The sequence below is a fragment of the Shewanella sp. 5_MG-2023 genome (assembly GCF_030547465.1).
GTDB lineage: Bacteria > Pseudomonadota > Gammaproteobacteria > Enterobacterales > Shewanellaceae > Shewanella.
This window is the reverse complement of the sequence record NZ_JAUORC010000001.1, coordinates 137,392-161,216: the sequence shown is the minus strand read 5'-3', so window position 1 is coordinate 161,216 and position 23,825 is coordinate 137,392. Positions and strand designations below refer to the sequence as shown.

13 protein-coding genes and 1 pseudogene are annotated in these 23,825 nt (G+C 41.4%); 13 read left to right on the top strand and 1 reads right to left on the bottom strand.

Annotated features, from left to right (window positions below):
- Positions 1-769 precede the first annotated feature (769 nt).
- The 13 genes and pseudogenes from Q4557_RS00685 (at position 770) to Q4557_RS00625 (ending at position 22,257) form a co-directional block, all read left to right on the top strand.
- Positions 770-3,019, top strand: a complete 2,250-nt coding sequence (locus tag Q4557_RS00685; RefSeq protein WP_303410040.1) for a TonB-dependent hemoglobin/transferrin/lactoferrin family receptor — start codon at positions 770-772, stop codon at positions 3,017-3,019.
- Between the two features lie 656 nt (positions 3,020-3,675).
- Positions 3,676-4,539, top strand: a complete 864-nt coding sequence (gene htpX, locus Q4557_RS00680; RefSeq protein WP_102438007.1) for a protease HtpX — start codon at positions 3,676-3,678, stop codon at positions 4,537-4,539.
- Between the two features lie 286 nt (positions 4,540-4,825).
- Positions 4,826-5,161 carry a cytochrome c3 family protein gene (locus Q4557_RS00675; RefSeq protein ID WP_102438005.1) on the top strand — a complete coding sequence of 112 codons (336 nt, stop codon included), beginning with the start codon at positions 4,826-4,828 and terminating at the stop codon, positions 5,159-5,161.
- Between the two features lie 377 nt (positions 5,162-5,538).
- A complete protein-coding gene (locus Q4557_RS00670; protein ID WP_102531571.1) occupies positions 5,539-8,343 on the top strand; it encodes a nitrate reductase in 2,805 nt (934 codons plus the stop codon).
- Complete coding sequence (gene cobA / locus Q4557_RS00665) at positions 8,343-9,200, top strand: uroporphyrinogen-III C-methyltransferase (protein WP_102438001.1); 858 nt, start codon at positions 8,343-8,345, stop codon at positions 9,198-9,200. Before Q4557_RS00670 ends, cobA begins: the two co-directional genes overlap by 1 nt.
- Positions 9,193-10,368 (top strand): glycosyl transferase, encoded by a 1,176-nt coding sequence (locus Q4557_RS00660; protein WP_102476413.1) that lies wholly within the window; start codon positions 9,193-9,195, stop codon positions 10,366-10,368. The genes cobA and Q4557_RS00660 overlap by 8 nt, the downstream gene beginning before the upstream one ends.
- A gap of 4 nt (positions 10,369-10,372) precedes the next feature.
- Positions 10,373-11,017, top strand: coding sequence for an ANTAR domain-containing response regulator (locus Q4557_RS00655; RefSeq protein WP_102476412.1), 645 nt, complete (start codon positions 10,373-10,375; stop codon positions 11,015-11,017).
- 398 nt (positions 11,018-11,415) lie between these two features.
- Complete coding sequence (nirB, locus tag Q4557_RS00650; protein WP_303410037.1) at positions 11,416-14,025, top strand: nitrite reductase large subunit NirB; 2,610 nt, start codon at positions 11,416-11,418, stop codon at positions 14,023-14,025.
- Positions 14,022-14,345: a nitrite reductase small subunit NirD gene (gene nirD / locus Q4557_RS00645; protein WP_303410036.1), complete on the top strand. Its 324-nt coding sequence runs from the start codon at positions 14,022-14,024 to the stop codon at positions 14,343-14,345. The genes nirB and nirD overlap by 4 nt, the downstream gene beginning before the upstream one ends.
- A gap of 13 nt (positions 14,346-14,358) precedes the next feature.
- Positions 14,359-15,824: pseudogene (locus Q4557_RS00640) on the top strand (NarK family nitrate/nitrite MFS transporter).
- Positions 15,825-15,896: 72 nt separating this feature from the next.
- Positions 15,897-17,771, top strand: a complete 1,875-nt coding sequence (locus Q4557_RS00635; protein ID WP_303410034.1) for a bifunctional protein-serine/threonine kinase/phosphatase — start codon at positions 15,897-15,899, stop codon at positions 17,769-17,771.
- Between the two features lie 171 nt (positions 17,772-17,942).
- On the top strand, positions 17,943-18,497 hold the full coding sequence (locus tag Q4557_RS00630) for a curlin (RefSeq protein WP_303410032.1): 555 nt from the start codon (positions 17,943-17,945) through the stop codon (positions 18,495-18,497).
- A 28-nt stretch (positions 18,498-18,525) separates the two neighbouring features.
- Entirely contained in the window at positions 18,526-22,257 is a 3,732-nt protein-coding gene (locus Q4557_RS00625; protein WP_303410030.1) for a hypothetical protein, read from the top strand.
- Between the two features lie 798 nt (positions 22,258-23,055).
- Here Q4557_RS00625 and Q4557_RS00620 read toward each other — a convergent pair.
- Positions 23,056-23,226, bottom strand: coding sequence for a hypothetical protein (locus Q4557_RS00620; protein WP_303410028.1), 171 nt, complete (start codon positions 23,224-23,226; stop codon positions 23,056-23,058).
- Positions 23,227-23,825: the final 599 nt, after the last annotated feature.

The window sequence follows — 23,825 nt, the reverse complement described above, 5'->3', positions numbered from 1 at the left end:
TATTTTGGAATATAGCGAAAGATGAAATTTATTATCTTTGCGGTAATTTTTCGGCGGGTGTAAAAAATCAAGTGTAATGAGACAATTGCAAACCGCTAATCTTCCAGCTATAAGCATACAATTACTGAGAATGGTGCAGTTATTGTGTTTAGTAGCAGACTCTATTTTGTCACTCATCAATGTACGATCGAGTTTGGTAAAAATGACAATGTACTGCTTGCTGTCTACCGATAAACCAAAAAAGTTGCTTAATAATAGACTGGATGGCGTTATTTCATCATCAAGAATTTGATGTACCCCAATATATGGTTGTAGAGGTTGAAGATTACTCATACCCACCAATGTATAGCGTTCAGTTCGCATGGGAGTATTTATATTATACGATTTTAGATTAGTCGTTTCATCAAGGTAAACTTACCCTTTAAACATGTATTTTGGCTTTTACTGTTCACTCCCCCGCATATTTTTAACATCGCTATGATCTTCTCTTTAAAACCTTATGGAAACCCTACGGCATTGGCCAACCGCTTTGGGTGTTGGGATCTTGAGTTGTTAATGATGCTCAACTGTTAATTATTGTTAGCTTTATTTTGCAGCTAATTAAATATCCGTGACCGCTAACAATGTAAAAATAAGAAAACCCTTAAGTCTGAATATCAACAATGAATATTGAGATCATGATCGCTATGTGAAAATTTGTTCATGCTAGAATCCTGCGCCATTAAAGATGAGATTAATTCCTATTAAGGTTTTTTTAAGGATAGTGTTGATGAAGCAACTTTCGATCAAGTTAATTAGTGCCGCGATTGCCGCGGCATTGTCCCCTCAAGTTATTGCGGATACTGGTGAAATTGTATCGCAAGAAGAAATCAAACAATCTATTTCAAATTTTCATGATGTAATTGTGATTTCTGGTTCTCGTATGGAGCAAACACTTGATCAAGTTGCCGGTTCGGTTGTGGTTATTGATGAAGAATCGATAGCGCGTAATATGAGCACCGACTTTGCTTCATTATTTAGAACAGAAGCTGCCGTTGATGTTAAAGGCGGCGCAGGTAAGCCAAGCTCGGTGACTATTCGTGGTATTGGCGGCAACCGCGTGATGATGGTTAAAGATGGCGTTCGGGTTAATAACCAGTATGCATCACCATTAGGCCCAGGCGCTGAAGGCACAGGCCGCGGATTAACTGAAGTTGAAGGCTTAAAGCAAGTTGAAGTGTTAAAAACTGCAGCATCGACCATGTATGGCTCCGATGCGTTAGGTGGCGTGATGGTCATGACCACTAAAGATGCGGATGATTACTTACGTGGCAGTGATTATTATTTCTCTGCAAATGGCGGCTACACAGGTATGAACGATGAGTTCAGCGGTGGCTTTACTAGCGCATTTGCAGCAGGTGATTTTGATAACCTAGTCAGTTATCAACGTCGTAGTGGTGAAGAACAGCAAAACTACTACAACACATTACCAGATAGTGACTTAGTCACTGACAGCTTATTACTAAAAAGTAAGTATCACTTTAATGATGATACTAATCTGCAGTTAACCGTTGATTACATGAACCAGCAGCTTGACCGCTGGGAAAAATATGCTGATAAAGATGAGTCAATTGATTATGACCGCCAAACTCAAGCGTTAAATACCTCATTACGTTTACGCTCAACGAAAGACCGTATCATTCATGACAATGTTGATTTCGTACTCTATTACGGTAAAACCGACCAAAGTGAAAAACGTGACTACTTTAATGGTATCAGTGGCGCAGACCGAGCAATAACGCAGCACCGTGATTACCAGTTTGATGAATACCGTTTTGGTTTTGCCAGTACTTTTAGTAAGGCATTGTCACTACCCGGTCATGACCACAATATTATTTATGGCGTGGATGTAGAGCTGTCTGAAATGAGCCGCCCACGCAGCTATCAAGATATCGATGAAAATGGCAATTCAACGCCATCTGAAACCGATACCTTCTCATTTGCTGATACGAAAAGTTTACGCGCTGGCATATTTGTTCAAGATGATATGACCTTTTTAGACGGCAAACTAAACGGTATTGTGGGGCTGCGTTACGATTACTTCAAAAACACCCCTGATCAACAGCAAGCTGAAGATGCTGGCCGTGATCCTGAAGATTTTGCCGCGATGAGTGATGGTTTTTGGTCACCTAAGCTTGGCCTTGTATACCACATGACTGAAAACGTGAATGTGTATGCCCAATATGCTTACGGCTACAAAATGCCAACCCCAGATCAAAAGTGGGGTGAGTTAGAAGTCAAAGATGGCGCGATGCCATTCCCTGTTATCATTGAGGCAAACTACGACTTAGAGTCAGAATCAAGTAACACCATTGAAGTGGGTGTTCGTGGTGATCATGGCGACACACGATATGAATTTACCACTTTTTATACTCAAGCTGATAATTACATCGATTGGGAATTTGTGGGGTGTGGCGGCAGGTTCGGCTGTGCAATTCCAAGTTCATTAGAATATCGTTATATCAACTATGACAAAGTGACTCTTTATGGCGCTGAAATGTCTATGAGTCATTGGTTTACTGATGAATTTGAACTATGGGGTAACATTGCTTACACCCATGGCGAAGATCAGAACGGCGATTACTTAAATAGCGTAAGTCCATTAAAAGGTAACTTGGGAGTAAATTATTATACTTACCTAGGTAACACTGAAGCTAACTTTGGCTTAACCATGCGCTTTGCTGATCAAATGGATCGTACAACGGATTTAGATATTTTCCCTATTGCACTGCCAGGTATGGATTTCAACGAAGTGTATAACACGGCAGGCTACGCAGTATTTGATTTGACGGCTAACTTCCATGTGAATGATAACTGGACGGTACGCGCTGGCGTATTTAACCTGTTTGATAAAGAATATATTGAGTATTCCGATGTAGCGGGTCAGTCAAAGTTCTTAATGGGTAATATGGGCGTGACTGAAGAGACTTATTCTCAACCAGGTCGCTACTTTAACGTTAAACTGAGCTACACTTTTTAATGAATTAGAGTCAGTTTACTGAATGAGTTCACTGGATTGAGTGATAAAGAAAGCGTTAAATTCTTATGGGATTTAACGCTTTTTTATTGGCTGATACTCTTATGTAGACATGAGTGCTCCACTCACTTAAATGGGTATTTATAAGTTGACGGCATGCTGATTAATGTCAATGACCGGGAAGCCCCATTATGAATGAATAGCCATTAGCTAAACTTAACAGTTAACTCACTCGCAGCGTTCAAGGTAAGGTTATGAATAAAAGGGATACTGGGCTGAATGAGGGTTATAAATTGCTAACTAATTAAATTAGTTATTGTTCTGCTCCTTAGTGACGATATTAACAAAGATTAATCGCCATCTATCCGCTAAACACTAGGCTTTCTAGCAAATGCTGGTTAGATTTAAGTTTCGATTAATACTAGCTGCCTAGACTCTGCCCGCTACTAAGTTAAGCATTTAGCTGAGGTTAGGCTTAGTGTGGTATTTTTAACTAATCTGTCATTTTATGTCAGTTTTTTCTATTAGACGCTTGAAATATCTTTTTTAGGACATATTATGTCGTTAAGTGTTTAATAATATTTTTGCGTTCAAGTCAGCTTGAGCATTGAGCTCAGGCGTTGAGTTTATGTCGGCATGAATGCCAGTTAGGAGTTGTAATGTTACGTATCGGTTTACTAATCGCCACCAACTTAGCCATTTTGCTAGTTGCTTCGATTGTGATGTCTCTGCTTGGTGTAAGCACATCAAGCATGAGTGGTTTATTAATTTTTGCTGCTATGTTTGGTTTTGGCGGCGCATTTATCAGTTTAGCTATCTCTAAGTGGATGGCGAAGAAAACCATGGGTTGTGAAGTTATTACAAACCCTCGTGATAATACTGAACGTTGGTTAGTTGACACCGTTGCTCGTCAAGCGCAGCAAGCTGGGATTAAAATGCCAGAAGTGGCAATTTACCAATCTGAAGAGATGAACGCATTTGCAACGGGCCCAAGTAAAGATAACGCGCTAGTTGCTGTGAGTTCAGGCTTACTTTACGGTATGACCCAAGATGAAATCGAAGGCGTACTGGCTCACGAAGTTAGCCACGTGGCTAACGGTGACATGGTCACCTTGACCCTTATTCAAGGTGTCGTGAATACCTTCGTTATTTTTGCCGCTCGTGTTGTTGCAGGTATTGTGAATAACTTCGTTGCGAGTAATGATGAAGAGGGTGAAGGTCTTGGTATGTTTGCATACATGGCTGTGGTTTTCGTACTTGACATGTTATTTGGTATTTTAGCGTCTATGGTTGTGGCTTACTTCTCTCGTATTCGTGAGTTTAAAGCCGATGAAGGTGCGGCCAAGCTTGCTGGCAAAGATAAGATGATTGCGGCATTAGAGCGTTTAAAAACTGGCCCAGAAACGGGTGCAATGCCAGCGCAAATGTCAGCATTAGGTATTAACGGTAAACGTTCAATGACAGACTTTTTAATGAGCCATCCACCACTAGAAAAACGTATTAGCGCCCTTAGAAATAGTTAATAATGTGATCTTGGTTATAAAAGGAGCTTAATAGCTCCTTTTTTATTGCTTCCCTTTTTATTTTAACTCGTTAATATAACCTTCTTTTCAAGGTGATACATTATGTAACGCTTTTTAGGTGTCAGAGATGATGATTGAATTTTGCCGCTGACTATTTAGTGTTGCTAAATTAACCAGTGTTAGCTAAGTTTATAACTGAGCCTAAAAAAGTCGTTCTGAAAATTGATATCGATTAAAGGTCTCTCTATTAGAGCCTTTTTGACTATCGTAACTGGAGGGTATAATAGTGAGCAATAAAATACTTGTAGCAATGTTTGCAGCAGCTTTAGCTGTAGTAACTTTGTCATCAAATGCATTCGCTGCAGATGAAGTTTTAGCTGATTTCCACGCTGAAATGGGTGGCTGTGAAAGTTGTCATGCTGATGGCGAGCCATCTGCTGACGGTGAGCATGAGTTCGCGCAGTGTCAAGACTGTCACGGAACACTTGCGGAAATGGATGAAAACCATGCGCCACATGATGGCATGTTAATGTGTCAAGACTGTCACGCACCACATGACATGAATGTTGGTGAAAAACCGACTTGTGATAGCTGCCATGATGATGGCCGCGTTGCTAAATAACTGATGATTATTTAGCTTTAAGCAAAGTTTAAAAGCGCTGAAATTCAGCGCTTTTTTATTGCCCCAGTTTTGCTGTTTATAAATAACTTTTATATTTCCGCCGACATTAGCTCAAAGAATAATTCCACATGAATATTCAATTCATGGCTTAGCATTTATCACACTACCTATACGGTATACCTCTAAAGTGGTATTAATTTTCTTTTGTTTTCAACGACATGTGCGTTATTGGTGCGGCTTGGTGCACTTTTGTTGAACAAAAGTAGCGATTTTAAATTTGCCTTATTTGTAAACGGTTTGTAAATCATTAAGTTAGCAATTGGCACGAGATTTGCGACGTTATTGTCATTGAATTTGAGTCAGTGAAGGGAAGTTGCATGTCTAATATCCAATCTAGTTGTGCTTATTGCGGCGTCGGCTGCGGAATAAGTGTAACCCCTAGCAGTCTTAACGACATTGGATTTGAGCTTGAAGGTGATCGTACTCACCCAGCTAATAAAGGTCAGTTATGTGCCAAAGGTGAGCGTTTATTAGAAAGCTTAGTCCAGCCAAATAGTTTACGTTATCCCAAATATAAGTCTGGTAAGTCAGTTGCTTGGCCTGAAGCTATCACGACAATTGCTGACACCTTTAAACAAACTATTGCGCAATATGGACCAGACTCAGTTGCATTTTATTTATCAGGGCAACTTTTAACTGAAGATTACTATGTGGCTAATAAATTGGCCAAAGGCTTTATTGGCACGGCGAATGTTGATACCAATTCACGCCTTTGTATGTCTTCTGCTGTAAGTGCGCACATGCGCGCATATGGAGAGGATGTTGTAGCGGGTTGTTATGACGATTTTGAACAGGCACAAGTAATAGTATTAGTGGGTTCAAACGCAGCGTGGACCCATCCGGTTTTATTTCAGCGGATGATTAAAGCCCGCCAGCGTTATGGCACTAAAATTGTCGTAATTGACCCAGCTAAAACTGCTACGGCAAGCCAAGCAGACTTACATCTTCAAATCGCGCCGGGGACAGATACGTTATTATTTAATGGCTTACTGAATTTCATTGCCAAAAATGAAGCGTTAAATCAGCCATATATTGATGCGCACACTGAAAACTTCACTCAAACCTTAGCACACGTTGCCAGTCAAGCCACTGATGTTGAAACACTTGCCCAAGCGTTATTAGTGCCTATTGCTCAGTTGCAGGATTTCTATCAGTTATTTATCTCTCACGCAAAAGTCATGACAGCTAGCTGCCAAGGGGTAAACCAATCTATTGCAGGCACTGACACTAGCAATGCGATAATCAATTGTCACTTAGCTCTTGGTCAGGTTGGTAAGGAAGGTTGTGGTTTCTTTTCACTTACAGGCCAACCGAATGCCATGGGTGGGCGTGAAGTGGGCGGTTTAGCGACACAACTTGCTTGTCATATGGGGTTTTCTGAGCCGGAGCGTCAAGTGTTAGGAGATTTTTGGCAGTCTGAGGTGATCGCGACTGATAAGGGTCTCACAGCCGTTGAATTATTTGATGCTATGGCAGATGGAACAATTAAAGCGGTGTGGATTATGGGCACTAATCCAGTGGTGTCATTGCCTAATACTGCAAAAATAACTGCGGCATTAGAAACCTGTCCTTTTGTGGTGGTGTCTGAGATAACACAAGACTCTGCGACTGCGCAATTAGCCGATGTGTTATTACCTGCACAGGGTTGGTCTGAAAAATGTGGCACTGTCACTAACAGTGAGCGAGTGATTAGCCGCCAACGTGGCTTTATACAAGCTAAAGGCACTGCAAAAGCTGATTGGTGGGCCTTGGCAGAAGTCGCAAAAGCGATGGGTTTTGAACAAAGTTTTAGCTTTAAAAACAGTGCTGCCGTTTTTAAAGAATTTGCCCAGTTATCTAAGCTTGTAAAGCAATCTTTTCCAGGCAAGCAGTTTGATTTAAGCGGTTTGGCTGATTTAACGGATGAGCAATATGATGAGTTACTACCGACGCAGTGGCCTGCTGCTAACCATGGTGCCATAGGGGGCAATAAGCAAAGATTGTTTGCCGATGGCATATTCGCCACCGCATCATCAAAAGCGCAATTTATTGAAACCACTGCAGATTGCCAAATAGCCCCTTTGCCAGCTGGGCAAGTACGCTTAAACAGTGGTCGCAGCCGAGATCAATGGCACACCATGACCCGCACAGGTCATATTGCGGCGCTTAGAGCCAGTATCCCAGAGCCTGTTATTGCTGTTCATCCTTCGACTTTAGCGCAATTAAAATTAATTGAAGACGACTTGGTAACTTTTGCTGCCCCCAATTTATCAATAACCAATTTTGCCGTGGCAAGAGTGGTTGCAGATGACTCCCAAGCGCCAGACTTGGGGTTTATGTCAATGCATTGGTCTGAGCAGTTCTCGTTAGGTAAGGGCGTTAATACCCCACTTGATAGTCAGTTTGACCCTTACTCAAAACAGCCAGCGTTTAAATGCCAACCCGTGTCGTTAACTAAAGTTGCTGTGACATTGCAAGGGATCGTTTTTGGTCTGCATGATCCACACATGCAAGGCCTGAACTGGAATGTTCAGCAAACATTAACCACTGGCAGTTGTTATCACATCGGTTTTGAAAATACAGATGCAGCATTTGCTTACCAGTCAACGGTACATGCTTTAAAATGGACAATTTCCCTTGCTAGTCAGCAAATTATCCATGTGCATTGCAATATCAGTAACGGCTTGTTGGTATCACTGAAACTGTTAAGTCGCACAAAGGTCGCTGTTTCCCTTGAAGCGATGAATTTGCTTATTGGTCAAACAGTAGATGTTGCATTAATGCGTCAATTACATCAGCTGATTAAAGCTGGTAACAGCCCACTAATTTGCGCCTGTACCGGTGTCACACAAGCCAATATTGAATATGCCATGCTGCAAAAACTTGATAATGCAGTATTCAGTAAACGTGCCTTAGCATCTGATTTTACTAGCGCCACAGCGATTAACACTGATATCACACAAGCAGATTTTGATAAGGCGTTAGATGAAACCCAAACAGAGCTAGGCTGCGGCAGACAATGTGGTAGCTGCCACAGTGAAGTGGGTCAATGTGCCAATGATATTTGGCATATTGCTTTAGCTGAGATAACGACTGAGTTGTCAGAGCAAGAACGTAAATCAGCCCAAGAGGAGGTGGCGTAATGAGTCATACATTGAATAAGCTAATTAACTTTAATAGCGCAGCCGCTAATAATGATTTGATTTCGGGTGATGTCGAAATTGTCGGTGCAGGTTGCGGGCAATTAGATTTAATGACCATTAAAGCCGCCAGAATAGTGTCTCAAGCTGAGGCGCTGGTTTATGACAGCTTGGTCAGCAGCGATATTCTTTCATTAGTCTCTGCAGATTGTCAGCGCCACTTTGTGGGTAAACGTTGTGGTCAGCCAAGTTATAAGCAAGATGATATAAACGCTTTACTAGCAAAGCTTGCCACACAAGGACTCAAAGTTGTACGTTTAAAAGGTGGCGATCCGCATATTTTTGGGCGCGGGGCTGAAGAGTCTCTGTATCTTGCTAAATTAGGGATCGCTAGCCGATTTACCCCTGGTATTACAGCAGCTTTAGGCTGCGCCTCAACCACAGGTATTCCGCTAACGTACCGCGGCATGGCTCGTTCAGTCACGTTAGTCACTGGTACCCGCATTACAAATGATGGGCTAGATCAGGCTCCAACTCATTGGAAAGGCTTATTAGAAGCACAATCTACCTTAGTTTTTTACATGGGCAAGGAGCAAGCAGCAGCAATTTCAGCAGGACTTATGTCTGTTAAAGCTGAGGCAAACTTACCCGTGGCACTTGTCACCAATGGCGGCAGACCTAATCAGTTAATCACTTATGCCAATGTTAGCAATATGGCCAAGCAAGCGACATTAATTAAAGACAGTGGCCCAACCTTAATCATCATTGGTGAAGTGGTTGCAGTGGGTCAAGAATTAGCTGGCTTATTGTCTGATATAAAAGCCAAGCCAACAGATTTTGTGGAGGTGGCTTATGGTTGAGCAACAAACGCAAGATATGCTTAATGCCGCTGATTTTGATAGCCGTAAGCTCATCAAAGCAATGGGCAAAGGGGTTAAAGGTAGCCGCAGTTTGAATTTTGCTGAAGCCGCTTACTTGATTAAAGGTTTTGCAAGTGGTGACATTTCTACTGCGCAAATGGCGGCAGCGATGATGCTTATGCGAGTGCGAGGTGAGTCAGTTGAAGAACTTGCTGGTGTAGCGTCTGGGCTAAAGCAGTTGGTTTCTTCTCAGTGGAAAACTATTAAAGCAGATATTGATTGGCCGGTATATGCCGGTAAGCGCGAGCAGTTACCTTGGTTATTATTAGCGGCAAAAATGCTGGCTAAACAAGGTAAAACCATTGTATTACATGGAGATAGTCAATCATTACCTCATCGTCGTCATGTTGAATCATATATTGCGGCTTTAGATATTCCTAAATGTGACAACGCCGAAACCGCCGCAGAAATGTTAGCGAAAACAGGGCTGATTTACCTTAACAGCGCAGATGTTATTCCAGTATTAAATGATTGCCGCGCTTTACATCAAGAGTTGGGTTTACGAAGTTTTATTCAAATGTCTGTTCGCTGCGTTAACCCGTGTAATGCAGCATTTAGCCTACGCAGTTATTTTCATCCTGGATTAGATAAATTGCATCATCAAGTGGCAGCGCTTTTGGCAAAGGATAGCTGCCAAAGAGAAGCGGCAGATATTGCTATTTTTAAAGGCCTGCAGGGGGAGACAGAAATCAACCCTCGTGTCAGTACTCGGGTAGGTTTACTGCGTTTTAATGGCCAACATGAAGCTAACTTTGCAGAGATTAATCTGCCTACCCAACTTGAGGCATTTGTGGGGGCAAAGCTTGGTCAAGCTGATTTGTCTGCTGCTGTACTGGCGCAACTTTGGCGGGCTGAAGACATTGCTGAGGCCGATTTATCAACGGCACAATTACAGCAAGCGATAGCCAGTGTCACCGCCACGATAGCGCTGGTAAATGTGCTATGTAATAAAGGATTAGCTATTAATGATGCCTTAGAACATGCCAAAAAAGTCTGGTTTGAGCGAAATAAATATGTCATTCAAGACTCAAATGTCATGGGGTCGTCCCTTTGGCAACATATTGAAAATAACGTTATTCCGTCAACTCGTCATGCAGTAAGGAGTTAAGCATATGGTTAATTATATCTATTGTGACCCATCATTTAATAACAATGCATTGCTGACAGATTATAAAATCCAACTAAATCAGTTTCAGGCATGTGTAGAAGTAACAAGCCTTAGCCAACTAGAACAAAATGTGCTTAAAGGAAACGGATCATGTTTAGTATTTCTAACCAATGAGTTACAACCCTTGCAGCAAGCATTTATTGAGCGTTTGTTATCGAATACGGCTTTACCCATTATTGTGAATGCTCAGCATTGGGATGAAAATCATCTAGCCAGTTTGTTACTTTGTGGCAGGGTGACTTTCGTACCCGAGCAGCTGTCAGCAAAACGCTTAAGCTCTTTAGTTAACCTAGCAAAAATTCGCTTTGATAATGCTTCAAATATGCTCGAAAAAGTGAAGCAATTAGATGAGAAATGTGTCGCGATGAAGCTGGTGTCAAAAGCCAAGTCGTTACTGCAATTGCAGGGTATTAGCGAAAAAGTAGCGCATGAATTGATCCAAAAACAGGCTATGAGCAAGGGGGTAACCGTAGCTGAAATGGCAAAAAGTATCATTGCAGCGGCAAAACAAATTGAAGCAAATCAAAGAGGGACGAACCGAATGCAACAATTTGGTGCGAGTGCGCCTGTGGTGACCAGTATAGCCTAGTATCTTTTTAGGCTAATACATTATTTTGTATATTTACAATGACTTACGATTTTATGTTTGTTGGCATAGTCAATGCTTAGTATTTGCTAGATCGTGTGAGCAATTAAGTTGTGTGAAGCATTAGCTGGCATTAATAAATCGCTGTGTAAATAAATAACCGTGGAAATAAAGAGTTTAGGTCAAGCGTTATCATCATGACAAACTGTAGCTTGAATCTCTAACTTCTAAATGCAATGGCGCGTGCACGTAATCGTCGTTAATCGAGACGCTATAACAGTGTAGTTTAAACAGTTTATAGTTAAAATTTGAAGGCTTTTGGCAATGGCGCCAGCTCTGTTAACCCAGAGGCTGGCGCTTTTTTGTTTTTAGGGCTTTAACAAAAATTCAAGGAGCCTTCTATGGCAAATGCAAAATCCAAGCTGGTAGTAATAGGTAATGGCATGGTGGGTCATCACTTTATCGAGCAATTATGTAGTCAAGGGTTGCAGCAGCAATTTGATATTGAAGTGTTTGGTGAAGAGCCCCGACCTGCATACGATAGGGTGCAACTGTCAAAATATTTTGAAACCGGTAGTGCCGATGAATTGATGCTAACTAGCGCTGAGGATTATCAAGATTGGGGGGTAAAGTTGCACCTTGATAGCCGAATTACCGTGCTAGATACCGCCAATAAAACCGTGACCACAGAAGCGGGCATAACGACAGCCTATGACAGTTTAGTCCTTGCAACAGGATCTTATCCATTTGTCCCACCTATTGCTGGTAACGATAGAGAAAGCTGTGTGGTGTACCGCACCATAGAAGATTTACAAGACATTGAAGCTGCGGCGAAAAAATCTAAAGTTGGCGTGGTAGTCGGTGGCGGCTTATTAGGCCTTGAAGCGGCAAATGCATTAATGGCCCTTGGCGTAACAACTCATGTTGTTGAATTTGCACCACAGTTAATGCCAGTACAATTAAATGATAAAGCGGGTGACTTACTTAAAAGTAAAATTAATGACTTAGGTGTATCAGTACATACCTCTAAAGCCACCACCGCCATTATCGATGGTGAGAGCGCACAGCACCGCATGACATTCAACGATGATAGTTTTCTTGAAACTGACATGATTGTGTTTTCTGCCGGTATTCGACCTCAAGATGCATTAGCGAGAAGCAGCGGTATACAAATGGGTGATCGCGGCGGCATTGCAATTGATGATAACTGCTTAACCTCAGCTCCCGATGTTTATGCCATCGGTGAATGTGCATTATGGCAAAACCGCATTTTTGGCCTAGTTGCCCCAGGTTATCAAATGGCGCGAGTCGCTGTGTCGCATTTAGCGGCAGGAGTTGCTAAGGCGCCTGCGCCATCATTGGCATTTACTGGTGCGGATATGAGCACCAAACTCAAGCTATTAGGTGTTGATGTTGCCGCTATTGGTGAAAGCCGCGGTTTCGACAATGCGCAATTTGTGGAGTTATCTGACAATCAATCAGGCATATATAAAAAGCTGTGGTTAGATGAGTCGGGTCAATATCTTAAAGGCGCAGTATTAGTGGGCGATAACAGTGATTATGCCCGTTTACTGGATTTGTATTTATCGCAAGATGCAATTGAAGGCAATGCGGTTGAATTATTAATGACGGGTGATGAAACGGCGCTTGAATTAAAAGACAGCTCAATAGTTTGTTCTTGTCATCAAGTGACTAAGGCTGATATCGCCACTTCAGTGACCAAAGGCAATCATACCATTGCTGAAATCAAGACCTGCACCCGAGCCGCATCTGGCTGTGGTGGTTGCGCGCCATTGGTGAAGAAAATCATGGATGAAGCGCTCGTAGCAGAAGGGGTTGAGTGCAATACTGGCATTTGTGAGCATTTTGAACAGGATAGACAGTCTTTGTATCACTTGTGCCAAGTTGAAAACATTACTGACTTTGAGACGTTAATTACTCGCCATGGTAAACACGCTGGTACCAATGCTGGGTCGACGTTTGGTTGTGACATTTGTAAGCCCGCAGCAGGGTCAATTTTTGCTTCATTGCAGAATAAATATGTTTTAAACCAAGAGAGCAGTCATGTTCAGTTGCAAGATACTAACGATGCCTATCTTGGCAATATACAAAAAGATGGTACTTACTCTGTGGTGCCGCGAATTGCAGGTGGTGAAATTACCCCTGATGGTTTAATTGCCATTGGCGCCGTAGCCAAAGAATATGACTTGTACACCAAAATCACTGGTGGTCAGCGAATCGACTTATTTGGCGCAAAATTATCAGAGTTACCGAGTATTTGGGGCAAATTAATTGCTGCCGGGTTTGAAACCGGTCATGCCTACGGTAAATCGCTGCGTACGGTTAAATCTTGTGTGGGTAGTACTTGGTGTCGTTATGGTGTTCAAGACTCTGTGTCTACAGCCATTGATTTAGAGAACCGCTATAAAGGCTTACGTGCGCCCCATAAAATTAAGTTTGCAGTCTCGGGTTGTACTCGAGAATGCGCAGAAGCCCAAAGCAAAGATATTGGTGTTATCGCAACCGATAAAGGTTGGAACTTATATGTTGCTGGGAATGGCGGTATGCGCCCACGTCATGGTGATTTATTTGCTACCGATTTAGATACCGATACCTTAGTCAAATATATCGACAGAGTTCTGATGTTTTATATAAAAACCGCTGATAAATTACAACGCACTTCAGTGTGGATGGAGTCGTTAGAAGGCGGGTTAGAGTATCTTAAGTCTGTGGTTATTCAAGATAGTTTAGGCCTTGCTGCAGAGCTTGATAATCAAATGGCAAAAATTGTTGATACTTACCAGTGTGAGTGGAAAACCAGTCTTGAAAAACCAGAGTTTTTAGCGCGCTTTAATGAGTTTGTAAATCCTGATGACAAGCCAGAAGGTGAAACACATCTTTATCATCGCGCACGTGAGCAACGCTTCCCTGTGGCTAAATCAACAGGTGCAGGCAACATTGCGATTAAAGAACTTGAAACAGAATCAGCAACTGCGGAGGAATTAGTATGAGTTGGGTGAATGTATGTAATGAGTCCATTTTGCCGCAAGGTACTGGTATCGCCGCCTGGGTTGCAGGTAAAGCCGTTGCCATTTTTGATTTAGGCAAACACGGTTTATTTGCCATCGATAATGTTGACCCTGCAACAGGGGTGAGTTTGTTAGCCCGTGGGCTAATTTGCGAAGTTGAAGGTAAATTATGTGTTGCTTCTCCGCTATATAAACAGCACTACAGCTTAGCAACAGGTATCTGTCTTGAAGACAATGCTTTGGTTGCCTCGCCATACGAAATTAAAAAAGAAGCAGGCCAGGTATTGGTTTTAGCTAAATAAAAGGACGTGCAGTATGAGTTCTCAGAAATTTAATCTATTTTCGTTTTCGGGCAAGATGAAAGTCTTGACCTGAGTTGGGTAGCATTTTTTATCACTTTTGTGGTGTGGTTTAACGCCGCGCCTTTACTCAGTGTTATTGCTGACAGCTTAGGATTAACAAAGTCACAAATCAAAACCTTACTTATTTTGAATGTGGCGTTAACGATCCCAGCTCGGGTTATTATCGGTATGGTGACCGACAAATACGGCCCGAGACTGACTTACTCAGTATTAATGGGGGTCTGTTCCATACCTTGTTTTATGTTCGCGGTTGCCGACTCATTTGAGCAATTAGCCATGGCTCGGTTCCTGATTGGCTTTATTGGTGCGGGTTTTGTTATTGGTATTCGTATTGTCAGTGAATGGTTTCCAGCTAAAGAGTTAGGCACGGCCGAAGGTATTTATGGCGGTTGGGGCAACTTTGGTAGCGCAGCTTCAGCGTTCACTTTGCCTGCGGTGGCCATTTACTTTGGCGGTGAAGATGGCTGGCGTTATGCCATTGGTCTTACCGGTTTAATGAGCTTCATATTTGCTTTTGTTTATTACTTTAACGTCACCGATACCCCAAAAGATTCGACTTACTTTAAACCGAAAAAAGCGGGTGGCTTAGAGGTAACCAGTAAAGGTGATTTCGCACTGCTGATTTTTATGAAGATCCCGATGTATGCCACGCTTGCATTACTGGCATGGAAGTTATCTCCAGCAGGCGTGAGCATGCTTGAGCAACAAATGACTTACATCATTTATGTTTCATTAGTGCTAATTTTCATTTTTGATGTTTATAAAACCTATGAAGTGAATAAAGATATTTTTGTGAAAGAAGTGCCTGAGTTTGAGCGTTATAAGTTTAAACAGGTGGCTGTACTTAATGTGCTTTATTTTACGACGTTTGGATCAGAACTCGCCGTAGTATCAATGTTGCCACTGTTTTTTGCTGAAACATTTGATTTAGGGATGGCGCAAGCGGGTATGGTTGCCTCAAGTTATGCCTTTATGAACTTAATGTCTCGTCCTGGCGGCGGTTGGTTAAGTGATAAGTTTGGCCGTAAGACAACATTGATGATTTTAACTGCCGGTCTAGCTGTTGGTTACTTCGCCGTAAGCCACATTGATGGTACTTGGTCATTACCTTTAGCTATTGTGGTGGTAATGGCGTGTTCATTCTTCGTTCAAGGCGGTGAAGGTGCTGTGTTTGCTGCAGTGCCACTGATTAAACGTCGATTAACAGGGCAAATAGCAGGCATGACAGGTGCTTATGGTAATGTCGGCGCGGTGTTCTTTTTAACGGTCTACTCTATGGTACCGACACCCGTGTTCTTTAATGTTATTGCTGTCAGTGCGGTGCTAGGGTTTATTACTTTATTCTTCATGACTGAACCCAAAGGCCATATCGCTGAGGTGAATGAAGAAGGTGAAGTTACCTTGATTAGCGTTAACTAGTTTATATTATTGGTTATGACTTAATATAAATAATGCTAAACGCTATTGTTACTAACCCTGAAAACACCGCTAATGAATTTAGCGGTGTTGTCGTTTTTATTAAAAGGTGGACATTGGGTGATTAATGCTAATTTTGAGTCTAAATTAGGGTCTGAACTTAAGACTGAATCTAATGTAAAGCTGCATGAAGAAAATAGAACCCAAGACCAACTGCCTATATCGGGTGTGTTGGAAGTAAAGGCGGGTCAAGTCTCAGATAAAGGCAGAAAAGCGGAAAATGAAGATGCTATAGGCATTAAAATTCCTTCAGGTTTAATGTTAACCACCAAAGGTATTGTGAGTGTTATCAGCGATGGGGTTAGCGCAGCTGAAGGTGGTGCTAAAGCCTCTGCCATCAGTGTGAGTAACTTCATCGCTGATTACTATTCAACGCCAGAATCCTGGAGCGTTCAAACATCCAGTACCCGTGTTCTTACGGCGTTAAATAGGTGGTTGTATGGCTTAGGGCAAGATTATCGCGATGCCAGAAAAGGCTATGTGTGTACGTTTAGTGCATTGGTTTTCAAGTCTTGCTCGGCGCATATGCTGCATGTTGGTGACTCACGAATTTATCGTTTTCGCGATGGTGAGTTAATGAAGGTAAGTCGTGATCACAGCACTTCAGTTAATCAATTTTCCAGTTACCTTACCCGTGCTATTGGCATGGATGTAAAGTTAGATGTTGATTATAAGCAGGTTAACCTTGCTTTAGATGACATGTATTTACTGACGACGGATGGTATCCATGATGTGGTGACCGATCATGAATTGTCAAAAATGTTGATTCATCTACAACAAAGCCATGCTGAAATTACCGATGAATTATGTGAAGCATTTTGTCAAAAACTGGTCGATAAAGCCTATCTGTTAGACAGCCAAGATAACCTCAGTGCGCAGTTAATTTCAATCTCACAGCTGCCAACCCAAGCTATTGACGATGTTTATCATAAACTCGCCAGCCGACCTTTTCCGCCGCCACTATCAATAGGGATGAAGTTAGATGGCTATGAAGTGACGGGGATTATTCATCAAAGTCAGCGCAGCCAAGTTTATGTGGTAAAAGACAAGCAAGGTATTGAAAAATGCATGAAAACGCCGTCGGTAAATTACATTGATGACGGGGCTTATATTGAGCGTTTTATGCTTGAAAGCTGGATAGGGCACAGAATAAACAGTGTTCATGTGGTTAACGTTGTCGACCATCAGGTGCCAAAGTCAGCGCTGTATTATCTCACTGATTATTTACAAGGGTTGAGCTTAGCAGATTGGATGACGCAACATCAACGCGGCCCGGTTGAAGATGTTTTGCAGCTTTTAAAACAAGTTGAGGCGGGTATTCGCGCTTTTCATCGTAAAGAAACCCTGCATCAAGATTTAAAGCCGGACAATATTTTTATCACTCGAGAGGGGATTGTTAAAATTATCGATTTTGGCGCCTGTTACATTAAAGGTATTGCTGAAATCACCACCCCGCTCAAACGCGATACCATTCTGGGCACCGCAGATTATACTGCGCCTGAAGTCATACTGGGTTATCAATCTGATGGCCGTGCCGATTTATTCTCTTTTGCTGTTATCGCTTATGAGATGTTGGCCGGTGAACAACCTTTTAAAGGTCAATTAGGTAAATGCTTAACTCGAAAAGATTTTGAAAAACTGGTTAATATTCCTGTTTATGCAACCAACCCTATGGTGCCTGAGTGGATGGATAAAGCATTAGAAAAAGCATTAGCAATAGAACCCGCTTGTCGTTTTGCCGATAGTAGTGAATTTTTACATGCGTTAACGACTCCTGCCTCAACCACGTCAAAAACGTCTATTCCGTTTATTCAGCGTAATCCCATTAAGTTTTGGCAAACGCTGAGCGTGACATTATTTCTTTGGTCGATGTATTTATTATTTAAATAAATGACTCAGCCAGCATTGTTTCTCCTCTTTTTATCGTCCTAAAGTTTTGATTTTAACTCAAGGTAAGATTTTAATACTAGGGGATGATTCGAACAAAAAATAGTCAGTCCATACTCTTATTATGAAGGTATTGAAAGAATAACGTCTTTCATTCTAATAAGGATATGAAGCATGGATATGCACCCGCCAATAATAACAACTCATCGAAAAAACCGCCCCAGAACACATTCTACTATATTCGCCGCGTTACTATTTTTGGTGATGAACCTCGTGAGCCTACCGAGCTATAGTCAGCCAGATTTGAGTCACTTTAATGAGCTTTCTGGCTTAACAAATACGACTCAAGTGAGCCAAGATGGTTTTGATCATGATTTAACACTGGATCAATCAGGTGTTGGCCACCAACTTTATGCTCAACAATTGGGGCACACTAATTCCATTCAAGTTAACCAACAAGGGTCGCAACAATATTCTGCTGTTTATCAGTCTGGTGCCAATATCGAAGCTGAAATTTTGCAGATGGGGGCCGGTAATGTGCTGGTGTCATATCAAGATGGTGACAACCTTTATGTGGATATTATGCAAACAGGCACTGCAAACGTGGCGTTGATAAAACAAAGCGGATTCGATAATTCAATTGGCATAAAACAGTATGGTTCAGGCCTTGCCGTAGGCGTGCTGCAATGGGGTAATGGGCAAGATGTTGCCATAACCCAAGGAAAGTAACAAACAAAGCGTAAAAGGAAATACCACGATGAAACAAACATATATAGCGATATTGATTACAGCAACCTTGGGTTTAGCTAGCGCATTTGCCAGTGACAGTAATACGGCCATTGTGGAACAATGGGGCCAGGATAATGCCGTTACAGTGACCCAGCAGCTTAATAGCGAAGGTAATACAGCGATCATTGATCAAGATGGTTCATTAAATACCGCAGATATTGCCCAACAAGATACCTCTGAATCTTCAGCAACCATCATTCAAAAAGGTGATGAAAACCACGCTGAAATTGATCAGCATCATTCAACAGAAACTGCATCGGCAGTAATAAACTCCGAAGGTAACGGTAATAGCGCTGAAATCGAGCAGCAATATTATAATGGCTTAAATGCAACCGCGACGGTGAATCAGCTGGGTGATAGTAATAGTGCTAAAGTCATGCAAAATAATGCTGATGGCGCGCTATCTACCATTAATCAAACGGGTAATGGCGATAGTGCCGAAATCAGAAACTATGTGTCAGACTTTGCCGATGCCACTATTAATCAATCGATTGGCAGCGGTAATGATGCTTATATTAATCAAGATAATTCCGATGGCGCATCTGCCACCATAACCCAAGCGGGGATGGACAATTCAGCAGAGATTTTCCAACAAACGGGTGATTTAAGTGACTCTGTCACTGAAGACACCGTCGCAGTGATAACCCAAACCGGTGAGCGCCATAACGCCTTTATTAGTCAAATCGGTTTATCTTCAGATGCTGTCATCACTCAAACGGGCACAGAAAACCACACCGATATCGAACAAACTGGCATCAATAACACGGCATTAATCATTCAAGATGATGCTAGCAATATAGCCAATGTAACCCAAGCTAACATGGACAATGCTGTATCAATTAATCAGAGTGGCTCTTTGGTCGGTATGGGTAATACGGCAATGGTGCAACAAAACGGCATTAATGAAACCATCAATATTGTCCAAGTGGGTAACTCAAACATTGCAGAGGCTCTTCAATACCATTCAACCGTAGGTAACCTTGTTGATATTGAGCAAATCGGCGATAGAAACTCAGCAAGTACCGTCTCCGCAGAAGATTTGGGGCTTTCAAGCCTCAATAGCCAGTCACTGGTTAAGCAATATGGTAATGATAATCGAGGGTTTGCTGACACTTGGGATAGCGGCGGAGTTGTCAGCATGACTCAGCAAGGTAATGATAACTTTGCAACTGCACAAAGTTATGGCGAAAGTACCATTGATGTTGAGCAAGTCGGCCAAGAAAATTATGTGTATGCTACTTCTGGACCCGGTAAATCTAGCCATGTTCAAATTAGCCAAAATGGAGAGTTTAATGCAGCTGAAGGAGGCTGGATAGATGCTACTGATGAAAGAACAGGTGCAGTTGTGAACATAAGCCAAGTAGGCAGTCAACATTTTATCAGCTTTGAAGCTATTGGAAATAATAGCCTTGTATTCGCTACTCAAAAAGATATCTATAACAGATCATACATTCTCGCTTCTGGCAACGAAAATTCTGCAATATTGGATCAATCCGGTATGGATAATACAGCAGACCTTTTTGTGCGAGGAAATTACAATACCGGAACAGTGACTCAAAGTGATAAAGATAATGATGTGAGTGCGTTCATATATGGTGAAAACAGTACATCAACGGTAAGTCAAAGTGATGTAGATAATAGAGTCAAGTTACGTTTATATGGAGAAAATAGCTCAGTGATTGTTACACAAAGTGGCTCAACTGCTGGTAAGGGGAATTTTGCCGACGTTGAGCAACATAATGCAGATAACAAGGTTTCAGTTGACCAATCTGGTGAAATGAATACCGCGACAGTATTGCAGCCCGCAACAAGCTTATGGGGTTCAGATTCTGGTAACAATATTTCAGTCGAGCAGACGGGTAGCAGTCATACAGCAACTGCTCGCACCTATTCTGGGGGAAATAGTAGCATTGACATTACTCAGCTAGGTGCTTCAAATACTGCTAGGGCATTAACTTATGGAGAAGGGGATATTTCAACTGTTTATCAAGATGGGACGGGAAATCGAGCAACAGCACAAAGCTGGTATGATGGAAGTACGGCGGTAATAAATCAACAAGGTGATGATAACGTTGCACGGGCTTTTACTGGTGCTTATCGCTCTAATGCTAATATTGAGCAAGTGGGTGTAAGTAACTCTGTAATTGCTCGTACTTACGGATTGGCTGATGAAATAATTATTAGTCAAGTTGGAAAAGATAACAATATTATTGCAAACCTAAGTCATCAAAATGGGGTTGATGGTGGTAATAATGCTTCAATTATTCAAAATAAGATGGACAATTTAGCTGTTGTGTCATCGTATGGGTACGCTAACACTTCGATAGTCGATCAAGATGGTTCATTAAACAGGGCTGATATTGTTCAGCAAAATACCTCTGAATCTTCTGCAACCATTACTCAAAAGGGTGATGAAAACCACGCTAAAATTGACCAGCATCATTCAACACAAACTGCATCGGCAGTAATAAACTCCGAAGGTAACGGTAATCGCGCTGAAATCGAGCAGCAATATTATAATGGCTTAAATGCGACCGCGACGGTGAATCAACTGGGTGATAGCAATAGTGCTAAAGTCATGCAAAATAATGCCGATGGCGCGCTATCTACCATTAATCAAACGGGTAATGGCGATAATGCCGAAATCAGAAACTATGTGTCAGACTTTGCCGATGCCACCATTAATCAATCGATTGGCAGCGGTAATGATGCTTATATTAATCAAGATAATTCCGATGGCGCATCAGCCACCATAACCCAAGCGGGGATGGACAATTCAGCAGAAATTTTCCAACAAACGGGTGATTTAAGTGACTCTGTCACTGAAGACACCGTCGCAGTGATAAGCCAAACCGGTGAGCGCCATAACGCCTTTATTAGCCAAATCGGTTTATCTTCAGATGCAGTGGTCACTCAAACGGGTACAGAAAACCACACCGATATCGAACAAACTGGCATCAATAACACGGCATTAATCATTCAAGATGATGCCAGCAATATAGCCAATGTTACCCAAGCTAACATGGACAATACTGTATCAATTAATCAAAGCGGTTCTGTCGTCGGCATGGGTAATACGGCAGTAGTGGAACAAGTCGGTATCAATGAATCCATAAATATTGTTCAAGTGGGTAATTCAAATATGGTCGATTTTTTTCAATTTAATGTGACTACGGGCCTTACAGTAGAGGTTGAGCAATTAGGTGATAATAATGTCGCCCGAGCGATTTCCGCTGAAGCTACAGCTAATTCAAGTCGCAATAGTCAGTCATTAATTATACAACATGGTAATGGTAATAGAGGGTACGCAGGCTCTTGGGACCGAGGCGGCATCGCCAGCGTGACTCAAATTGGTAATGATAATTCAGGTACCGCTCAAAGTTTTCTTGAAAGTAGCGCGATTATTGATCAAATCGGTAATGGCAATGATGCTCATGCATTTTCAAGATATGGGGAATCTGACATATATATCAGTCAAGTTGGTGATTTAAATGAAGCGTCAGGTGTTGCTCATTATGGTGAAGGTGTTGGTAGTGATATCGATATAATCCAAATCGGTAATGAACATTACGCTCATGTATCAGCAAGTGGAAATGCGAATATTATCGCGGTGACACAAACAGACATGGCGCAGAATGCAAATGTAAGCATAAATGGAAATGGTAACTCTGTAACGATTAACCAAGGATCTGGTATGTAGCTCATACGCTTATTAAGAGGCATAAGCCTCTTAATAAGCGCTCTTAATTCGAGCCTCTTAAATGATGTTAGAGAGTGAACTTGTATATACCATTAGCTGAAATGCAGATAAAAGAAATAGCAGTGGCTGAGCAGCTTAATAGTGAAGGCAATACTGTAATAATTGACCATGATGGTTCTTAAACACTGCAGATATTGTCCTGCAAGGTACTTAGGTTCTTCGGCAACCATCACACAAAAGGATGGTAAAAATCCCGCTGCAATATATCAGTAACTCTGTAGCGTAAATGCACTTGCGCTAATAAACGCCAACGGTAAATCTATCGAAAGCTAGCCATATAGCAAAATCCGCTAGAAAAGTGCTAATGGAGCGTTAGCTGCGATCAATCAGTGCTCGATAGTTTTCAAGCTGAAATTTATATTTCTAGCGCGACAATAAATTAGAGTTGTGAAGCCCGTAATGATGCTTATTATTGATAAATTTTTTCATCGCGTCCTTTCAGCATCCCCCCTTTTACATGGATTAATCAAATTTAAATGGGCCATTTGGCTGATATTTTCCAGAAATAAGCTGGTAATACCACATATGTAGATCAGTTTGGTTTCAAGGGGATTATTTCTGTTTATCAGCCTGTTTATCAAGTCGGTTTATCAAATCAGATCGATGCTGATCAGCCTAGCGCTCTATTTGTATAGCGTCATTATTATTGATTAAATTAGAGGATAATAATCGAGCTTAGGCCTTAATCTGATGGCGAAAAAGCTCAGGGCTAAGAGGTCGCCGTAACCCCGTAGATACCTAGTCGAAATGGATGAGGCTTAAGGCTGCGGTTCTGCGAATATTGATAACGCCAGAAATAATACAGCGATAGCATAGATAAGCCATCACTGCACAGTCAGTATTGCAGATACAAGTCACTATGGCGCTAGCGATAACAATATCAGCAGTAGACAATCGCGGCTGAGGCATATTTTACACATCCCAATAAATGGCTCATGAAATTCAGTGGAAATTATCCAAATAGCGATATTTAGTGCGTTATTAATTAAATTATGAGAATTGTTTTTTAGTATTACTTTGCTTTCTAAAGTTTAATTATTATTGATGAATTTAAAAATGACATTAATTGAGAGTAGAGCCGTTGTCATTTCTATGTTTTATAAGGCTGTAAAAATGTATTGAGTAGAAAGTATTTATATTGTTAGTTAAATTTATTATTTCGAGCCTTTTATTTTAATCTTCATTAAATACACCAAAAAATCTTCATTAAATCTAATTCAAAACGAATAATTCTCACATTGTTTATGTCAGTTTCCATGTTTTTTTAATTTTAATTGCAATTTTAGCACATACAACCCCAAAGAAAGTACAAAATCTTCAATGTGAAGTTGGGTTTAACTACATGTATTTACTCATTAATTCAATTATAAATGTTGATATTTCGATTTAAGGAATAGTACTAAAGTAGGGGGGGCGATGATTTTTTACCTATTAGTCTATGCAGTTTTAATACTCGAGGAGGATTCAGAATAAATATTAATCATCAATACTTTACACACTGAAAATGT

Bases quoted from the DNA above. Each gene is read 5' to 3' on its own strand.
- Q4557_RS00620 (WP_303410028.1), bottom strand. From the start codon at position 23,226: ATGCCTCAGCCGCGATTGTCTACTGCTGATATTGTTATCGCTAGCGCC.
- Q4557_RS00625 (WP_303410030.1), top strand. From the start codon at position 18,526: ATGAAACAAACATATATAGCGATATTGATTACAGCAACCTTGGGTTTA.
- Q4557_RS00635 (WP_303410034.1), top strand. From the start codon at position 15,897: ATGAATTTAGCGGTGTTGTCGTTTTTATTAAAAGGTGGACATTGGGTG.
- htpX (WP_102438007.1), top strand. From the start codon at position 3,676: ATGTTACGTATCGGTTTACTAATCGCCACCAACTTAGCCATTTTGCTA.
- Q4557_RS00660 (WP_102476413.1), top strand. From the start codon at position 9,193: ATGGTTGAGCAACAAACGCAAGATATGCTTAATGCCGCTGATTTTGAT.
- cobA (WP_102438001.1), top strand. From the start codon at position 8,343: ATGAGTCATACATTGAATAAGCTAATTAACTTTAATAGCGCAGCCGCT.
- Q4557_RS00630 (WP_303410032.1), top strand. From the start codon at position 17,943: ATGGATATGCACCCGCCAATAATAACAACTCATCGAAAAAACCGCCCC.
- nirB (WP_303410037.1), top strand. From the start codon at position 11,416: ATGGCAAATGCAAAATCCAAGCTGGTAGTAATAGGTAATGGCATGGTG.
- Q4557_RS00655 (WP_102476412.1), top strand. From the start codon at position 10,373: ATGGTTAATTATATCTATTGTGACCCATCATTTAATAACAATGCATTG.
- nirD (WP_303410036.1), top strand. From the start codon at position 14,022: ATGAGTTGGGTGAATGTATGTAATGAGTCCATTTTGCCGCAAGGTACT.
- Q4557_RS00685 (WP_303410040.1), top strand. From the start codon at position 770: ATGAAGCAACTTTCGATCAAGTTAATTAGTGCCGCGATTGCCGCGGCA.
- Q4557_RS00670 (WP_102531571.1), top strand. From the start codon at position 5,539: ATGTCTAATATCCAATCTAGTTGTGCTTATTGCGGCGTCGGCTGCGGA.